The 17,398-nt window shown below is 60.2% G+C and carries 13 protein-coding genes; 6 read left to right on the forward strand and 7 right to left on the reverse strand.

Annotated features, from left to right (window positions below):
• The first annotated feature begins 11 nt into the window (after positions 1–11).
• Positions 12–1,466, forward strand: coding sequence for an FAD-dependent oxidoreductase (locus tag ACIOWL_RS12095; RefSeq protein ID WP_400385237.1), 1,455 nt, complete (start codon positions 12–14; stop codon positions 1,464–1,466).
• Between the two features lie 97 nt (positions 1,467–1,563).
• Here the strand turns inward: ACIOWL_RS12095 and ACIOWL_RS12100 are convergent, their stop codons facing one another.
• A complete protein-coding gene (locus ACIOWL_RS12100) occupies positions 1,564–2,799 on the reverse strand; it encodes an exonuclease domain-containing protein (RefSeq protein WP_400385239.1) in 1,236 nt (411 codons plus the stop codon).
• Between the two features lie 169 nt (positions 2,800–2,968).
• Between ACIOWL_RS12100 and ACIOWL_RS12105 the strand changes: the two genes are divergently transcribed.
• On the forward strand, positions 2,969–4,135 hold the full coding sequence (locus ACIOWL_RS12105) for a hypothetical protein (protein ID WP_400385242.1): 1,167 nt from the start codon (positions 2,969–2,971) through the stop codon (positions 4,133–4,135).
• Positions 4,136–4,209: 74 nt separating this feature from the next.
• On the opposite strand, the gene ACIOWL_RS12110 is transcribed toward ACIOWL_RS12105, so the two are convergent.
• From ACIOWL_RS12110 to ACIOWL_RS12135, 6 genes are all read right to left on the reverse strand, one after another.
• Entirely contained in the window at positions 4,210–4,653 is a 444-nt protein-coding gene (locus ACIOWL_RS12110; RefSeq protein ID WP_400385245.1) for a DUF2871 domain-containing protein, read from the reverse strand.
• Positions 4,654–4,920: 267 nt separating this feature from the next.
• Positions 4,921–5,538, reverse strand: coding sequence for a response regulator (locus ACIOWL_RS12115; RefSeq protein ID WP_400385248.1), 618 nt, complete (start codon positions 5,536–5,538; stop codon positions 4,921–4,923).
• The gene (locus ACIOWL_RS12120) at positions 5,535–6,776 is read right to left on the reverse strand and encodes a sensor histidine kinase (protein WP_400385251.1); all 1,242 of its coding nucleotides are present in this window, start codon (positions 6,774–6,776) and stop codon (positions 5,535–5,537) included. Before ACIOWL_RS12120 ends, ACIOWL_RS12115 begins: the two co-directional genes overlap by 4 nt.
• A gap of 32 nt (positions 6,777–6,808) precedes the next feature.
• The gene (helR, locus tag ACIOWL_RS12125; protein WP_400385254.1) at positions 6,809–8,965 is read right to left on the reverse strand and encodes an RNA polymerase recycling motor ATPase HelR; all 2,157 of its coding nucleotides are present in this window, start codon (positions 8,963–8,965) and stop codon (positions 6,809–6,811) included.
• 158 nt (positions 8,966–9,123) lie between these two features.
• On the reverse strand, positions 9,124–10,143 hold the full coding sequence (locus tag ACIOWL_RS12130) for a sugar phosphate isomerase/epimerase family protein (RefSeq protein WP_400385256.1): 1,020 nt from the start codon (positions 10,141–10,143) through the stop codon (positions 9,124–9,126).
• Positions 10,144–10,154: 11 nt separating this feature from the next.
• Complete coding sequence (locus ACIOWL_RS12135; RefSeq protein WP_400385259.1) at positions 10,155–11,372, reverse strand: ROK family protein; 1,218 nt, start codon at positions 11,370–11,372, stop codon at positions 10,155–10,157.
• Between the two features lie 110 nt (positions 11,373–11,482).
• Between ACIOWL_RS12135 and ACIOWL_RS12140 the strand changes: the two genes are divergently transcribed.
• From ACIOWL_RS12140 to ACIOWL_RS12155, 4 genes are all read left to right on the forward strand, one after another.
• Positions 11,483–13,021, forward strand: coding sequence for a sugar ABC transporter ATP-binding protein (locus ACIOWL_RS12140; RefSeq protein WP_400385262.1), 1,539 nt, complete (start codon positions 11,483–11,485; stop codon positions 13,019–13,021).
• Positions 13,018–14,046: an ABC transporter permease gene (locus ACIOWL_RS12145; RefSeq protein ID WP_400385265.1), complete on the forward strand. Its 1,029-nt coding sequence runs from the start codon at positions 13,018–13,020 to the stop codon at positions 14,044–14,046. The genes ACIOWL_RS12140 and ACIOWL_RS12145 overlap by 4 nt, the downstream gene beginning before the upstream one ends.
• A 62-nt stretch (positions 14,047–14,108) precedes the next feature.
• Complete coding sequence (locus ACIOWL_RS12150) at positions 14,109–15,170, forward strand: substrate-binding domain-containing protein (RefSeq protein ID WP_400385268.1); 1,062 nt, start codon at positions 14,109–14,111, stop codon at positions 15,168–15,170.
• Between the two features lie 46 nt (positions 15,171–15,216).
• Complete coding sequence (locus ACIOWL_RS12155) at positions 15,217–16,365, forward strand: Gfo/Idh/MocA family protein (RefSeq protein WP_400385271.1); 1,149 nt, start codon at positions 15,217–15,219, stop codon at positions 16,363–16,365.
• Positions 16,366–17,398 lie beyond the last annotated feature (1,033 nt).

A 17,398-nucleotide genomic window follows, 5' to 3' on the forward strand; every position in this document is an offset into this window, starting at 1 on the left:
GATGTTGTTTGATGAGTGAACTGATCGTCCCCGAGCACCTTTCGGCCCGCGCCCTGCGCGTGGCGATCGTTGGCGCTGGCCCCGCTGGTATCTACGCCGCTGATCTGCTCAACAAGAGCCAGCCGGTTTCATCCGGAGCGCTGAGCCTGAAGGTCGACCTCTTTGACGAGCTGCCCACCCCGTTCGGCCTGATCCGCTACGGCGTGTCGCCGGATCACCCGCGAATCAAGGGAATCATCACCGCCCTGCACAAGGTGCTGAACAACGACTGGATCGACTTCTACGGAAACGTCGGTTTGGGTCGAGATATCACCGTTGAGGATCTGCGTGCCCGCTACGACGCGATCATCATCGCCACCGGTGCCCAGAAGGACGCGGACCTGAACATCCCGGGCATCGACCTGGATGGCTCCTACGGCGGCGCCGACTTTGTGTCGTGGTACGACGCGCACCCCGATGCAGACAAGACCTGGGACCTGTCCGCCAGTGAAGTTGCCGTCATCGGCAACGGCAACGTGGCCCTGGACGTGGCTCGTATCCTCTCCAAGCATGCCGACCAGCTGCTTGAGACCGAGATCCCGGCGCACATCTACACCCAGCTGAATGACTCCGCCGTCACCGACGTGCACGTTTTCGGCCGCCGCGGCCCGGCCCAGGTGAAATTCACCCCGCTGGAACTGCGCGAGCTGTCCCACTCCAAGGACGTGGACATCGTGTTGTACCCGGAGGACTTCGAGTTCGACAAGGCTTCGGATGAAGCCATGAAGACCAACAACCAGACCAAAACCATGGTCTCCACGCTGACCAACTGGCTGATCGAGCAGGAGGAGCGTGAAGAGGCCCCGAGCGCGTCGCGCCGCCTGCACCTGCACTTCCTGCAGTCCCCGATTGAGGTTCTGGGTGAAGACGGCAAGGTGACCGGACTGAAGGTCGAGCGCAACGAGTTGGACGGCAACGGCGGTGCCCGCGGGACCGGCGAATTCGTCGAGTACCCGATCCAGGCCCTCTACCGCTCGGTTGGCTACTTCGGTTCGGCCGTTGGCGACATCGAATACGACGGCGCCAAGGGTGTACTGCCAAACGTTGAGGGTCGTGTCCTGGATGCCACCGGCACCCACGTGTCCGGGTTGTACGCCACCGGCTGGATCAAGCGTGGACCGGTGGGCCTGATTGGCCACACCAAGGGCGACGCGTTGGAGACCATTACCCACCTGCTGGAGGATCTGGGCACGTTGGCCCAGCCGACCAGCGATCAGTCAATCGCCCAGCTGCTCGAAGAGCGCGGGGTTGAATTCTCCGACTGGGAAGGCTGGAAGTCGCTGGATGAGCACGAAAAGGCCCTGGGCGCAGCCGAAGGCACCGTGTCCACCCGTTTCGGTGACATCACCCGTGACCGTATCAAGGTGGTCGAGCGTGAAGACATGCTTGAATTCTCTCGCGCAAAAAAATTAGCTGAGAGTCTGTAAGCTTCACCCCAGGCTCGGTGAACTAAGGGATGGTCCCGCCAGTTATTGGCCGGGCCATCCCTTCACATTTAACGCCGTTGGGGCTGTGCGAAGAACATCAGCTCAACAGCGTAGTCCACAGGTAGTCCTCGGACGCTACGGGAATACCGTAGTCCCGGGCCTTCTTCGCTTTGCCCGAGAGGGTATCCGGGTCGGCGGCTACCAGCAAACTCACTTTTTTGGTGATGGCCGGGTGCGGCACGTACCCTGCGGCGTTGAGCGCAGCTTCGATCTGCCGACGCGGTTTGGCCATCTCCCCGGTGAGCACCACCAGGGAACCGAGAGCGATTGTTCTTTCGCCGGGCGCCTTCGACAGCTCGTTGTCCGCCTTGCGGGCGGGCAGCATCAGTGAATGCCGAACGAGGTCTCGGCCTAGGCCGAGAAGGTCCGCGACCGTACGCAAATCCAGCTGTTCGTCCGGGCTGACCGTGCCATCGGTCCAGGCGGCACGCACCAGCTGCTGAAAATACATTTTATGCAGCTCAAGGGCGCCTGATCGATCCAGGCCGAGCTGCCCGGCCAGGGAAATCAGTTGCTGTTCCTCGTGGGTGGAAAGGTAGCGGTCCAGCAGCGCACGGTCGAGGACCGCCAGATAGTTCTCTTGCGCTTCGCTGCCCACAAACTCGGGCAGGCGGGTGGTCAACCGGTCAAGAAAATGGTGTGCTCTGTGAGCGGGGGCGGAGGATCGGTGCACCGGGATGATACGTCCGGACGGAGAGTCTTGCACCCACGCCGCCTGGGCCGCGCGGTCAAGGCGCAGGTTCCATTCGGGGTTCTGCCCGTCAAGCTCCATGTACCGGGAAAGGAGGATCGCGGTGGCCGCGGCATCGCCGCCTGCGCTGTGCGCCGAGACGATCTCGATGCCGAACGAATCGCAGCAGTCCTGCAACGAGCGCCCCGCGCCCTGCAGGTACTGATGAGACATCCGCATGGTGCATAAACCCTGGTTGAGAAGAGTCTTTGGGAGCGGCATTCCGGCCCGCTGGAACTCCGCATCCAAAAACCGTGAATCAAAAGAAAGATTGTGCGCCACCACAACGGTGCCCGAAAGCCTCCAATGGAGTTCTTCAGCTAAATCCTTGAAGGTGGGAGCGTTGAGCAGGTCGCGGCTTTGGATTCCATGCAGTGACTGTTTTCCCAGGTCCCGCTGCGGGTTGACGAGTGTTTCCCAGCGGTCGAGTATTTCTCCGTGACGGTTCATTCTCACGATGGCGATTTCCGCGATGCGGTCGGTACCGCCGGGAAACAATCCCGTGGTTTCCGTATCGAGCACGGAGAATACTCCGTTGGCCATTCTCACATTTCCCCCTGGGCCGTGGTGGATCTCTGTCAACACCTAAATTCTCCACGGCACACAGGCGTGACTGAAACCATGTACGTCATATATGGTCAGTTCACAGTCGCTTTTTGTTTTGGTTGCGCCGATGCCCGTTGGGCCGGTATGAAGTGGATGGTACGGGCCCATGAGAAATGTTTTTCTGTCAACACTCAGGCACCTGTCTGAAGGCACCCGCCTGTATGGCCGAGACCAGCCCGGACAGATGATAGCTGTTCTCGGCTTGAGTATTTACCTTCCCCTGATGCTTCCATTGTTGAGCCAGGGAGTCTGGACCGGCTTTTTCGCGTGGGTCGAAGCGGTGAGCGTGCCAAGCCCGGGGCTGCTCCTGGCGGGCTATGCGGTTGTTGTCTCCATCGTCATCGCACTGGCCTTGACCCCTCCCAGCATGGCGGCCAATGCGCCCTTGGCGCCTTACCCGGTGGAACGTCCGGTCAAGAGCCGCATCATTCACAACTGTCGGCTCTTTTTGGCCAGCATGATCGGTTTGGGAACCATCGGCGTATTTTTCACCGGGGGAGCCGACCGGCTGGAGCATCTGGTGTGTGTGGCGATCGGGGCGCTGTTGCTGCAACTTGGCCACCTCGATGAGGTTAATGCCGCGCAGGCAGATGCCGTCATCGAGCTACTGAGCTCCGAGCCGCTGCACGACTATGACCGGTGGTATGCCAAAAAGTGGGGACAACGGCGGGCCGGACAACACACGCTGCCGCGCGCCGTACTGATCCGCCGAAAGTTGTGGGGCATCACGTTGATGGTGATCATTCACCTGAGTGTGCTTTTGACATATCTCACCGTTGTCCACGGCGTCCAGGGCCTGGCACGGCACTGGGCGACGGTCCTGTTCCTCTCGATCGCCGCGGGAGTTGTGAACCTGTTCATTATTGAGGCGTTGCTGTCGGCTGTAGTGGTGATCCGCCATTCGCGCGGCAGCCGCAACAGCACGTGGCTGATGCATCCAGAATCGTATGTTGCGATGATGGCGTTCGGGTCGAAATTTCTGGCGACTGCGGCCATGGCCGCAATTCCGCTGCGGTGGCTGACTGAAGAAAATTGGTTCATTTCCATCGCCTACCTCGTATTTCTCGGGATCGAGTTGTTGTGTGTACTCGGGCTAGTGCTCATGCTGGTTCGCCGATGGCTCGCATCCGGTGCACTGCCGCCGGAACCACTGGGGCGGTTCGACCGCGACGTGATGGCGGTCCTGCTCAAGAAACGGGCGGCACGGGACCGTGCCGCCATTCGCGGTGCGGTGGTGTATCGACGCCATCATCAAGCCGCTGAATCGACATAGGGCCTGGAATCCAATGAAGTCCGCAGTGGAGCCTGCCCAGGCAACCGGCTTCTCTAGGTTCCAGGCCGCAGTGGTTAGATGCTGGCCGCCGCCGGTGCTGCCGCCTTCGTGACGGTGACGGTGCGTCGGAGCATGATGAATAGCAAGATCATTCCAGTGGTCAACAACATGTGGCCCAAACCGGCTATTCCGGAAATCATGGCCGAGGACTCGTGACCGGTAATAGTCAGCATTCCATGAACGGTCAACATGCCAGCGGTTAACACCACACCGGTGTTGTAGGTCCACAAAAACCAGGAGTACATCTTGCGCTGGGTGCTCAGGGCAAAAAGTTTCTCCAAAACCAGCACAAGCAGGATCACAATAAATCCCAATACCAGCAGGTGGGTGTGAACCACGGAGAGCTGGGTCCACGCACCGTCAGGGAAATCATTCAGTTTTGTGAACTCACGGAAGAACAGCCCCGAGGCGACGCCGAGGAGCATGTAGAGGAACGCGAGATTAACGAGTTTTGGCATGAAATTGCTTTCGTTGGGGGAAGTATCGAGGCGTATGGATGCGTTGATGCCTGCGTGAAGACGACGATTCTGGTCAGCTGGACAGCACTGCCGCCGCGCACGTGCCGGGACCGGCACGCAGGAGCAGACCGCTTCGCCGCAAGCATGAAACGTTCATGGTTCCAGTCAACGCGATGGGCGCACGGGAAACATCGGGCAATGAGCCGAATAAAAAATCAACCGATCGGTTGAGAACCGTTCGGGTGTGTTGCGCAAGGCGGCTTGAGGCTAAAGCAGGCCAAGGCTGGTTGCCTTGGTGATGGCTTCGGTCCGCGTGGTCGCCTGAAGCTTTTCGAAAATGTGCACCAGGTGGGTTTTGACCGTGGCCTCGGTGACAAACAATTCCTTGGCGATCGCCTTGTTTCCCGCCCCCGTGGCCAGTTGGCGCAGTACCTCGGTTTCACGAACCGTGAGTTCAACCTTGGGCCGTCGTAGCCCGGCAAGCACCCTGGCGGTGAGCTCGGGGGCCATGACCAGTTGCCCGGCAGCCGCCTGTCGAATCGAGTCCACGATGGTGCGCGCGCTGACGTCTTTGAGCAGGTACCCCGCCGCGCCGGCTTCAATGCAGGCGAGGATCTCCGCATCTTTGTCAAAGGTTGTCAGGATCAGTACCTGTGGTGGATTGGGCAGTTTGGATACGGCCGCCGTGGTCTGAGCGCCATTCATCCCGGCACCCAGACGCAAATCGCACAGAACGACGTCGACAGGCTGCTGGCTCAGGAATGCCAGCGCCTCTTCGCCACTGGATGCCTCGCCCACAACTTCAAGGTCTGCATAGTTCTCAAACAGTGCGCATAATCCGGTCCGGAGAATCGGATGGTCGTCAACCAACAAAAGCCGAATCATGTGTTGTCCTTTAGCTGATGCAGGGGAATGTGTGCGCAGAGGGCGGTGCCCTGCCCCGGGGAACTTTCAATATCCAGCCCGCCGCCGAGTTCACGCAAGCGCGCGCTCATGGCGACGAGCCCGAAGCCTCCGGCCTGGCTGGTGCGGGGAATCTTTTCCAGCCTGAATCCGCATCCGTCGTCCACGATGTCCAAACGCACCTCGCCGCCAGCGAGCCCCAGGCTCAGTGACACCGTAGACGCCTGCGCATGGCGCCGCACATTGGACAATGCTGACTGCGCGATGCGAAGCAACACGATCTGTATGCCCGGGTCGAGGGCCGGCACCCCCGGATCCAGATTCAACCTGGTGGAAGTCCCGGTGTCCCGCCGCAACCCAGACAGAAGCCGTTCAAGGGCCTCGGCGAGCGCTTGGGAATCGAGTTCTGCCGGCGCCAAGGCCGCGATGATCCGGCGCAGGTCGCTCAGGGATGCCCCGGCCAGATCGTCGATGCGGGATAGCGCCTGGTGCTGACGCCGCGGGTTATCTGCTGTGAGCGCCGCTTTGGCTTGCAAGCCAATGGAAGAGAGCTGCTGGGCTACGGTGTCGTGGATTTCGCGGGCCAGACGGGTTCGTTCGGCGGCGACCCCCGCCTCATGCTGGGAGCGGGCCAGCTCTTCTTGCAGGTTGCTCATGTCGTGGTGGGCGCGCACCAAGGATTCAACCAGCGCGGTGCGTTCCTGCGCGTCTTTTTCCAGCTGCAGATAACCACGGGAGATACCCCAGGCGAAGATCCCGCCGACCAGCGGGCCGACAACCGATGCCGGGGTCGGCTGAACCTGGTGCAGGTACGGGGCGAGAATGGTCAGCGCGTAGACCGCCACCGAGCACAGGATGGAGGGTGCAAAGGGCAATTGATGTCCAATGAGCAGCCAGAGGCTGAAGGCCAACCAGATGAACTCGGGGGAGACCGCAAGGGTTGCCACCCAACAGGTCAGCAGGATCGCCAGCCACCAGGCCGGCAATGGTGTTGTGCGGGAAGCGGCCAGCAGGACGAACCCCAAGGCATACCAGCCGGCGAACAGCACCACCGCGCCGATGACCGGCCACGTGTGCTGGGCGCCAGCGAGCCCGCGCAGCAGGACCATTGCCAGCAGGATGGCGGTCACCACGTGTTGCCCCCAGCGCAAGGCCGCCGGTGAGGCGAGCGCGTGCTGCCGGCTCTGGGTGTGAAGCGTGTCCGCCGGCCAGGTACTCATAGTAGCCAGCGTACTAAAATCTGCCCCGGTGTTTATTCACCCAGAACCACCAACTGGGCGGTGGCCCGGGTCATCGCCACGTAACGCTGTACCGCGCCCGAGAGTCCGGCTCCAAATCGTTGCGGTCGATACACCACCACCAAATCGAACTCAAGTCCCTTGGCCTGGGCCGGGGTCAGGGAGACCACCCGGGCCGGGGGAACATAATCCTCCTTCCCGATGACCGCCGCGATCCCTTGCGGATGCCCGGCAAGCCAACAGCTGATGATCGAGTCGAGCTCGCCGGGGTGCCCCCAACGCACCGGCGCTCCATCGGTGCGCAGCGACACCGGTACATTCGCTTCGGGCAGGTGCCGGTGGATCACGGCGGCCGCCGCCTCCATCACCTGCGCGGTCGTTCGGTAATTCACGCTCAGGTGTGCGATCCGCGGGTTGCGGATGCCAACACGTGCCAAACGTTCCTCCCACGACTCGCTGAATCCAGCGATAGCCTGAGCCCGGTCCCCGACAAGGGTCAGGCTGCCGGAGGGGCAACGGCGAAGGATCATGGCCCACTGCGCATCGCTCAGGTCCTGCGCCTCGTCGATAATGATATGGGAGAAGGGCTCGGCGGTGAGCTCGGTTGGTTCCTCGGCCTCGGCTCGTTGGGAGACCAGCTGTTCCTGGAGGTCTGCATGCATCAGTTGCGAGCTCAAGTCTTCCTTGTCATCCGCCGCGGTGATCAGGTCCGCAATGACCTGGAGCATGAGTTCACGTTCAGAGGCCAGCACCGCGGCACGACGGCGGTTTTCGGCGGCGTGCAAGGGGTCGCCAACCAGTGACCGGGCAAGATCAAGCAACGGAAGGTCCTGCTGCGTCCACTGTGTGGCCGGCGGCGCGTCAAGCAGCTCACGGATCTGCGCAGCGCTCAACCCCTGCGCACAATAACGCAGCAGGGCAGGGGTGCAGTACACGGCGCGGAGCAAGTTTTGCGGATCCAGCACCGGCCAATACTCATCCAAGCAGCCGAGCAACTGCGTATTGTGGTTCAACTCGTGGCGAATCAATTCCGCAGAACCGGCGGTGTCCGGCACGCCGGACATGAGATTTTCCACCAGGATTTCGAAAAGCTGTTCACGGGCCTCATTGTGCCCAAGCCCCGGGTCGCAGGTTTGCACCGCGGTGTTCCATTGCGCCACCGAGATCCGTTCTTCACCCCAACTGCAATCAATCAGCACCTGGCCTGCCGGAGGCTGTTCGAAAACTTCCACCGCACGGGCAACCGCATCAACCATGGCCATACTCGACTTGATGGCAGCGATGCGCGGGTTCGATTCCGGCTCAAGCTCCCCGACATTCGAAACTAAATTCGAAAGCGTGGAAACCAGGACCTCATCCTCACCCAAATTGGGCAAAATATCCGAAACATAGGCCGTATAGGAATCATGGGGGCTCAGGACCAAAACCCGCCCGCCACGACTACGCAACGACGCATCCGCGTAGAGCAGATACGCGGCCCGGTGAAGCGCCACAACGGTTTTGCCGGTACCGGGCCCGCCATCCACCACCAAAGCCCCGGCCGAGGCGCTGCGGATGATCGCGTCCTGATCGGCCTGGATGCTGGAGAGCACATCCTGCATCCGCCCGGTGCGTTCGGCACCCAAGGAAGCCAAGAATGCTGAATGGTCATCCAACGCTGGGCTCATGGCCAACTGGGGATCGTCAAACACCTCATCCCAGAAATCTGTCACCAGCTGCCGGCGCCAACGGTAGCGACGCCGCATCGCCAAGCCTGCGGGATGCGAATGGGTCGCGGCAAAAAACGGCTCGGCGGCCGGGGCGCGCCAGTCCACCAACAGGCTCTCTCCCTGCTCGTCACTGAGCCCCAAGCGGCCAATGTAGATGCGCTCGCCGGTGGCGGCCTCTTGCATAAATCCGAGGCAGGCCTGCGGGCCCACTCGGTCGAGGTATTGAAGTTTTTGTCCTAAGCGGTGCAGCTGAACGTCGCGTTCCAGGGACTGCTGCAGGACTCCGGCACGTTCGTGTCCGTGGTCGGAGATTTGCGTGGTGGTCTCTATGCGTAGCTGGTGGACCCTGAGTGCGATCTTCGTGAGTTGTTGCTCATCGGTTTGTACCGCGAGGGTGTGTTGCGGTGTTGAATGCTCGGGGTTGAACTGAAAATAGCTTGGCGACGGGTGACTCGATGGCATGCGGATAGCTCCCGGGGATGCTGCGGGTTTTGGTGGGCAAGCATCGATTATGACCCTTTCGGGGGGCCTTGCGGCAAGGCCCCCCGAGCGGGGTATCCTGAAAATGCGGGGTGAGTTATGCCGTGGTGTGATGTTCCGGGTTGTCTTGGCGCTGGCGACTACTGATTGCTGAAAGCCGCGTCGAACGATGCGTCGGGACGCTTCCACAACAGTGAGCGAATGAACTGCACTGCCTGACTGGCCCCGTGCAGCCGGTCCATGCCGGCATCCTCCCACTCGATGGAGATGGGTCCCTGGTAGCCGATGGCCTCCAACGCCCGGAATGCATCTTCCCAGGGAACGTCCCCGTGCCCGGTGGACACAAAATCCCAGCCTCGACGAGGGTCTCCCCAGCTCAGGTGGGAGCCGAGCACCCCGGCGCGTCCATTGGCCGGCCGCAGCCGGGTGTCCTTGCAATCCACGTGGTAGATCCGGTTCTTGAAATCCCAGATGAATCCCACGGGGTCGATGTTCTGCCACATCATGTGCGAGGGGTCCCAGTTGAAACCAAAGGCTTCACGGTGGTTGATGGCTTCCAGCGAGCGAACCGAGGACCAATAGTCGTAGGCGATTTCCGAGGGGTGCACCTCGTGGGCGAAGCGCACACCGTGCGCGTCGAATTCGTCGAGGATTGGGTTCCATCGGGCGGCGAAGTCTTCATAGCCGGCATCAATGACGTGTTGCGGCACCGGCGGGAACTGGGCGACATAGGGCCAGATTTTGGAGCCGGTGAAACCAACCACTACATCCACATCGAGTTTGCGGGCCACCCTGGCGGCGCGTTTCATGTCTTCGGCGGCGCGTTGGCGTACACCCTCGGCGTCGCCATCACCCCAGGTGTAGGGTCGAACGAGCGCCTGGTGCCTGAAATCTATGGGGTCGTCGCAGACTGCTTGCCCGGTGAGGTGATTTGAAATTGCGTAGACCTTCAAACCGTGGCGATCAAGAATTTCCAACCGGGATTTGAGGTAGTTCGCGTCTTCATCGGCGCGTTTCAGGTCCAGGTGGTCGCCGGAGGCGGCGATTTCCAAACCGTCGTACCCCCAGCCTGCGGCGAGGGCGGCAACCTGTTCGAAGGGCAAATCCGCCCATTGTCCGGTAAAGAGCGTGACTGGATGGGTTGAGGATTGATCATTCATCGGGTGTTCTCCTAACTGAGTTCCGGTGCTGCGGCGTTGTGGGCGATCAGTTCGTCCACCGAGTCGGGGGCGAGGATGTGGGAGATGACGAGCATGCTTGCACCCCGCACACCGGCCATGTCTTGTGCGGCAGAGCTGGTGATCACCAGGTGCTGGGTGGCCAGCGGTGTGGAGCGAAGGTACACCACTTCGCGCACCCCGGCGATGACATGTTCACCGGCCCGCGCCAGGCGGCCGCCCAGGACAATCACCGAGGGATTCAGGAGGTTCACGCACATGGCCAGCACCGAACCGATATCCCGTCCGGCTTGGCGCAGCACCCCGATGGCCGCGGTGTTGTTCTCCTCGGCAAGTTTGCTGACTTCAGAGGCGGTGCTGACCGGGTAACCCAGTGCGGTCAAGTTCCGGGCGACCGCCGCCCCTCCGGCGAGCGCTTCCAAACATCCGGTGTTGCCGCAGTTGCACGGGGTGTCGGCGCCGCCCGGCACCTGAACGTGCCCCAGATCGCCGGCGGATCCTTGGGCTCCGCGCTGCAGTTCTGAGCCGCTGATAATTCCCACCCCCACCCCGGTGGCGACCTTGACGAACATCAGGTTTTCAACATCCGGCCACGACAGTGTTTTTTCGCCCAGCGCCATGATGTTGACGTCGTTGTCGACCAGCACCGGCACGTTGAACCTCTGGTGGATCCTGCCGGGAATGTCGTAGTGATTCCACCCCGGCATGATCGGAGGTTTGGTCGGGCGGCCGGTTGAGTGCTCAACCGGACCGGGAACTCCGATGGCGATCCCGGAGAGTGTGGACAGATCCCGGTTGTTGCGTGAGAGCAGAAGCTCAAAGTTTTCGACAACCCACGACAAGACAACTTCAGGACCTTCGGCAATCTGAAGATCTGACCGCAGGTGGTCGATGATGTTTCCTGCCAGGTCGGTTAGGGCGAGGATCGCATGCGCGGCCCCGAGGTCCGCGGCCAAGACCGTTCTTGCCGTGGGGGCAAATGCAAAGTTTGAGGGTGGTCGGCCTCCGGAGGATGACGCGGCGCCAACAGCGCCAATGAGGCCCAGATCCAGCAATGCATCCACGCGGGCCGCAATGGTTGACCGTGAGAATCCCGTGGCCTGCGCAAGTTCTGAGCGGGTGCGTGGTGTACCGTCCCGGAGGTATTGGAATAACTCTCCTGCGCCCTTCGCCGCGGCGGGTGACTTGGGGGAGGTTGTTGTCGAAGCCATTCTCATAGTGAATCACATCCAGCAGAAGTTGTATTCCAGATCACACCTAATGACATCATTTATACAACTTTTGCTCGACAGTAGGCAAAAGTCGGTGTAATGTCCATCACATGAGTCATCCAGAATCTATGGACCAGGCCCTCGAACAGCCGAGGCTGCTTGAAATGCGCGGAATTGAAAAACGATTCCCCGGCATTATTGCTCTACAACAGGTCAGCTTCGACGTGCTCCCGGGGGAAGTCCATTGCCTCCTCGGACAAAACGGAGCTGGGAAATCCACCCTGATCAAGGTGCTGGCCGGCGTGCATCAGCCGAACGAAGGCGACATCTTGCTCAACGGACAGGAACAACATTTCTCCAACCCGGACGATGCCATCAAGGCCGGGATTGGCACGATGTACCAAGAACTGGACCTCGTCGAATCATTGACGGTAGCCGAAAACATTTTTCTCGGACACGAAAAAACTCGCGCCGGATTCAGCTCGGCCAAAGTTGAAAAAATCGAAGCCGCCAAACTACTGGCCAGGCTGGGCCATCCCGAAATCGCTCCCGACAAGGAAGTCGGCCAACTCTCAGCCGCGGGGCAGCAGATTGTCTCGATGGCACGAGCCCTGTCCAGGGAAGTGCGCCTGATCATCATGGACGAACCGTCCGCGGTCCTCGACTCCGAGGAAGTCCACAATCTCTTCGAGACGGTCAAGGCCCTGACCGCCAGCGGAGTCGCCGTCATCTACATCTCTCACCGACTCGAAGAGATCCGCCAAATCGGGGATCGAATCACCGTGTTGAAAGACGGGCGGGCCGTGGCGTCCAACCTTGCGGTGAATCAAACCTCGAACACCGAACTGATTCAGCTCATGACCGGGCGCTCCATCACCAATGTGTTCCCGCCGGTGGTCCCGGTCCCCGGGGATGCCGAGGAGATCCTGCGGGTCGAGCAGCTTGTCGTGGCTCCCGGCCATGAACCCATTGACCTCTCGGTGCGAGCCGGAGAAGTGCTCGGGTTTGCCGGCCTGGTCGGCTCGGGACGTTCGGAAATCCTTGCGGCCATCTATGGAAGCACACACCCGGTGTCCGGTTCAGTCCATGTAGCGGGCAAGCGGTTGCGTCCGGGTTCTCCGGCCAGCGCCGTGAACGCAGGCATTGGACTGTGCCCCGAGGAACGTAAAAGCCAGGCGTTGCTACTCGATGACACCCTCACCGCAAACTTCACCTTGGCCAGCATCGGACGCTACGCAACCGCCGGGTTTACCGCAGGAAAGGGTGAATACCGGGCGAGCATGCAGCAGATCAGCAACCTCGAACTACGCCCCGCGGATCCCACCCGTGAAGCCAGGACCCTCTCCGGCGGAAACCAGCAAAAAATTGTGTTGGGCCGGTGGTTGTCACATGGTTGCAAGGTCTTGCTGCTCGATGAGCCAACTCGCGGCGTCGACGTCGGAGCCAGGAGTGAAATTTACCAACTGATCTCCGAACTTTCACACGCTGGAATCGCGGTTCTGGTGGTGTCCAGTGAACTTGAAGAAGTTTTGGGCTTGAGCCACCGGGTTCTGGTGATCTCCGAAAACCGGATTGTGCATCAAGCCGAGGCCACGCAATTAAGCGAACACCAAATTCTTGACCTTGTGATGGAAGGGACCACCCTATGAGCTCCTCGACTCCGACCAAAACGCCGGCGGTCTCCGACGAACCGGCCCGCCGCAGCCTGATGAAGTGGCTGCTTGACGCAGGGCTGCGCCGCAACATGGGCTTGATCTTCGCCCTGATCCTGCTTTGCGTGCTGGGTGCGCTCACCGCTGGAGACCGATTCGCAGACACAAACAATGCGATGACCATCCTGCGGCTGGCCGCGGTGACCGGCGTAGTCAGTATCGGCGCCACCTTCGTGATCACCATTGCCGGCATCGACCTGTCCGCCGGGGCCATCCTGGCCTTGTCCACGGTGTGGGCCACAACGTTATCCGGTCAAATGTTTGCGCAAAACACCACCTGGCTGGTTCTCCCGCTGACGGCCATGGCGATCGGCGCCGCCGCGGGTCTGGTCAACGGCATCTTGATCGCCTACGGCAAGGTGGTGGCGTTCATCATGACACTGGCCATGATGGCAGCGGCCAGGGGACTTGCCGAGATCATTTCCGACAAAAAGACCCAACTCATCACCGTGGACGAGTTTTTGCAGGCAGTTGGCGGCGACTTCTTGGGAATCCCGGTCATTGTGCTGATTTTCATCGTTGTGGCCATCGGAGGGTGGGTACTGCTCAACCGCACCACCTTCGGCCGACGCACCTTCGCCATTGGCGGGAACATGGAAGCCGCCCGGCTGGCGGGCATCAAGGTTGAACGCCACACCATGTATGTGTACGCGTTGGCCGGACTGTGTGCAGGCATTGGCGGTTTTATGCTGATGGCCCGCACCACTACCGGTAGCGCCACCCACGGAACCGGCCTTGAACTGGATGTGATCGCCGCAGTGGTCATCGGTGGCACGCTGCTCACCGGCGGACGCGGCACCATCTTCGGAACCATCCTCGGTGTCCTGATCTTCTCGACCCTGACCAATATTTTCGCCCTGAACAACCTCTCACTCTCGGTCCAATTGATTGCGAAGGGAGCCATCATCGTGATTGCCGTGCTGATTCAACGTCAGCTGGCGGTACGTCAGTCGAGAACCTGATCCACTCACATCTTTCACCGCACGACTACACCTCGCAGCAACATAGATTCAAAGGAGAAGCAATGTTCACCTCGGTCCAACCCTCACGCAAGATGCTCAGCGCCGCAGCACTGCTGGCCGCTTCGGCCTTCATGCTCACCGCCTGTGTCTCCAACTCGCCGGCACCAGCCAACGAATCAGCAGGTACCTCAGCTGCCCCGGCGGCTGCGGGTTCAAATGCTGAAGAAGGCGAGAAAGTCACCATTGGCTTCTCGGTTCCCGCTGCTGACCACGGCTTCATGGCGGCCATGACCGACCTTGCAGTTGAAACCGCTAAAGAGTACCCGGATGTGGAACTCAAGGTCGCTGAAGGTACCAATGACGTCAGTGTCCAAATCAGTCAGGTCGAAACCATGATCAACGACAAGGTTGATGCAATCGTGCTGCTTCCATTTGATGGAGCCGCCCTGACCCAGGTGGCTCAGAAAGCCATGGATGCCGGAATTCCGGTCATCAACGTTGACCGCGAGTTCAGCACCGCCCAGTCCTCACGTGTCACCGTACTGGGTGACAACTACGGTGTTGGAGTGTCCGCCGGCGACTTCATCTGTGCCGAGCTGGACGGGAAAAAGGATGCCAAGATTGGTGAGATCCCTGGTATCGACTCGCTGCCACTGACCCAAGAACGCAGTCAAGGATTTAAGGACGCCCTGGCAAAGTGCGGCCTTGAGGTTTCCAACCGGGTTCCCGCCGAATTCACGGTTGAATCCGGCGAACGTGCGGCTTCCAACCTGCTCCAGGCGGCCCCGGAGCTCGACGCCATCTGGAATCACGACGATGACCAGGGTGTGGGTGTTTTGGCAGCCATCAAGGCCGCAAACCGCGACGAATTCTTCATGGTCGGTAACGGCGGTTCGGCAAACATGATGCGCGAAATCCAGTCGGGTGACTCGGTGGTGAAGGCTACTACCGTTTACCCTGCCTACCAGGCAGCCGACGGCGTCCGTTTGGCCCGTCTGGTTGCCCAGGATAAGGCGCTGGGCGACCTGCTGGATATCGAGATCCCACGCAAGATTGTGCTCTACGCCGCGGTCGTGACCGCGGACAACGTTGAGAAATACCTGCCGACCGCTTTCGAATCCTAACCAACCCACGGCCGTTAGCATCCACACCAATCCTAAGGAGAAGCATATGCCCAGAACTGACACGGCCCTCGGGGTAGCAGTCATCGGCCATGCATTTATGGGTAAGGCTCACTCACAGGCCTGGCGCAATGTTAACGCCGCCTTTGACACCCCAGCGGTGGTGATGCGCGTGCTGGTGGGAACCAACCCCACCAGCGTGGCGCGCTCGGCAGCGCGCTACGGGTGGGAAGAATCCAGCACCGACTGGCGTGCAACGATCCTTCGTGCAGATATCGACATTGTCGATATCTGCACCCCGGGTGCCCTCCATGCCGAAATCGCCGAGTTCGCTCTGGCCCACGGCAAACACGTTGTGGTGGAAAAACCCCTAGCTAATACGCTTGCCGAGGCGCAGTCAATGGCCCAGGCCGCTCGGCAGGCGGCGGCCGATGGCGTTAAAAGTATGGTCGGCTTCAACTACCGCCGGGTTCCGGCGCTCGCGCAGGCTCAAAAACTTATTGCCGAAGGTCGGCTTGGTGAACTGCGCCAACTTAATATCCGCTACTACCAGGACTGGCTGAGCGACGAGCTCTCGCCCATGAGCTGGCGGCTGCGCAAGGAACAAGCCGGCTCCGGCGCGCTCGGCGACCTAGGCTCTCATGCGGTGGACCAGCTGCGTTTTCTCACCCAGGCCCAGGTTGAAAGCGTATCGGGAACCATCCGAACCTTCGTCAACGAACGACCCGGAGCAAACGGCCTGGAAACAGTGAGTGTGGATGACGCGATATGGGCCACCCTGGAGCTGGATAACGGGGCGATGGCCACCGTCGAAGCTACCCGCATGGCCACCGGGAAAAAGAACTCGTTGCGCATTGAAGTCTACGGTTCCCGCGGATCACTCACCTTTGACCTGGAATCGATGAACCACCTTCAACTGTGCGAGGTAAGTGCAGCCGAGACCGAACAAGGCTTCAAAACCGTGATGGTGACCGAACCGCAGCACCCCTATCTTGAAGGGTGGTGGCCCACCGGCCATGTGTTGGGCTGGGCGGACACCTTCACACACGAAATTCGTGATTTCCTGAATTCAATTACCTCCGGCGAAGCAGCTTCGCCTTCCTTTGATGATGGGCTCGCCGTTCAACAGGTGCTGAATGCCATCGAGGAAAGCAATAAAAACCGTGGGAGCAGAGTTCAGCTCACTCACGCGACCTAAATCGAATCCGCAGGTCTCCCGAACACGACGAGTATCTGAAATCAATGCCGGCCAACCGTGTCTTGTCTGGGGGACACCCCTCCAACACGAGCCATCCACCAGCCAGGGTCAAGACCCCGGCTGGTGGATGGCTCGAATGGTGAAGAGCACCGGTCGCGCGGACCCTTACGCGGCGCGAAACTGACCTAAGGCTCGGTCGTTTCTTTGGCCGCCGCACACTGCTCGGTCACTCTGGCGTCAGAGGTACCGTCCGAATTCGACTTCATCTCAAACTTTTCACCAATACGTGTTCAGCTCATCCGATATCCGTCCAGGCATTTATATCTTTACTGCATGCTGTATTTTGTGTATTCAAGTACCACGGCGTTCCAAGCTGACTGCCTTGGCAGCGGAATTGCGGGGGGTTCGTCTTCTTGAACCTTTTGCGGTCTGGAGCTCCGGTGGCCGGGACGTTGGTGGAGGATTGGACTTAGCGCCTACCCACGGATTTGTATCGCTTTTGCGGTTATCCAGTTTCTGGTCGGATTTCTTAACCGGGCCTCCAACCGCTGGACTGTTCGCTGTAATAGGAGCATTGATCGCCTACCTGGCCGCACGACGAGCTGCCTCAACCTCACGACACAATGCAGCGCATCAAGAATGGTGGGATCGGACCGAGTGGGCCATAGAGACGGTTAGATCAAATGACGCAACTGAAAGACTTGTGGGACTGAGAGCTTTGGCACACCTTGAGCGTGATAGCACGGAGACCGACTTCCAACTCATTGCGGCCGTCATTGATGCTTACCATGATGCAGAATTGGCGGACCTAAAGCACATGGACAAGGACGAATCCGCTGTGAATAATGAAGATAAAGGTGGTGAGCGGTTATGACCGAAGCAAAAAGGGACTCTCTCGCAGCGCGAATCGCGCGGGGCGAAGCAGACCCCATCACGCCGGCCGAACGGGAAATTGCTCAACGCATCCGGGAGAGTATTCACGAGAAGTATGATTCACACGATTCTCACGACGGTGCCATTAATAACGCGAGTA

The organism is Glutamicibacter sp. NPDC087344 (genome assembly GCF_044744225.1).
GTDB lineage: Bacteria > Actinomycetota > Actinomycetes > Actinomycetales > Micrococcaceae > Glutamicibacter.

Bases quoted from the DNA above. Each gene is read 5' to 3' on its own strand.
- ACIOWL_RS12135 (WP_400385259.1), bottom strand. From the start codon at position 11,372: ATGGCTTCGACAACAACCTCCCCCAAGTCACCCGCCGCGGCGAAGGGC.
- ACIOWL_RS12145 (WP_400385265.1), top strand. From the start codon at position 13,018: ATGAGCTCCTCGACTCCGACCAAAACGCCGGCGGTCTCCGACGAACCG.
- ACIOWL_RS12140 (WP_400385262.1), top strand. From the start codon at position 11,483: ATGAGTCATCCAGAATCTATGGACCAGGCCCTCGAACAGCCGAGGCTG.
- ACIOWL_RS12115 (WP_400385248.1), bottom strand. From the start codon at position 5,538: ATGATTCGGCTTTTGTTGGTTGACGACCATCCGATTCTCCGGACCGGA.
- ACIOWL_RS12130 (WP_400385256.1), bottom strand. From the start codon at position 10,143: ATGAATGATCAATCCTCAACCCATCCAGTCACGCTCTTTACCGGACAA.
- ACIOWL_RS12100 (WP_400385239.1), bottom strand. From the start codon at position 2,799: ATGGCCAACGGAGTATTCTCCGTGCTCGATACGGAAACCACGGGATTG.
- ACIOWL_RS12155 (WP_400385271.1), top strand. From the start codon at position 15,217: ATGCCCAGAACTGACACGGCCCTCGGGGTAGCAGTCATCGGCCATGCA.
- ACIOWL_RS12150 (WP_400385268.1), top strand. From the start codon at position 14,109: ATGTTCACCTCGGTCCAACCCTCACGCAAGATGCTCAGCGCCGCAGCA.
- ACIOWL_RS12120 (WP_400385251.1), bottom strand. From the start codon at position 6,776: ATGAGTACCTGGCCGGCGGACACGCTTCACACCCAGAGCCGGCAGCAC.
- ACIOWL_RS12110 (WP_400385245.1), bottom strand. From the start codon at position 4,653: ATGCCAAAACTCGTTAATCTCGCGTTCCTCTACATGCTCCTCGGCGTC.
- helR (WP_400385254.1), bottom strand. From the start codon at position 8,965: ATGCCATCGAGTCACCCGTCGCCAAGCTATTTTCAGTTCAACCCCGAG.
- ACIOWL_RS12105 (WP_400385242.1), top strand. From the start codon at position 2,969: ATGAGAAATGTTTTTCTGTCAACACTCAGGCACCTGTCTGAAGGCACC.
- ACIOWL_RS12095 (WP_400385237.1), top strand. From the start codon at position 12: ATGAGTGAACTGATCGTCCCCGAGCACCTTTCGGCCCGCGCCCTGCGC.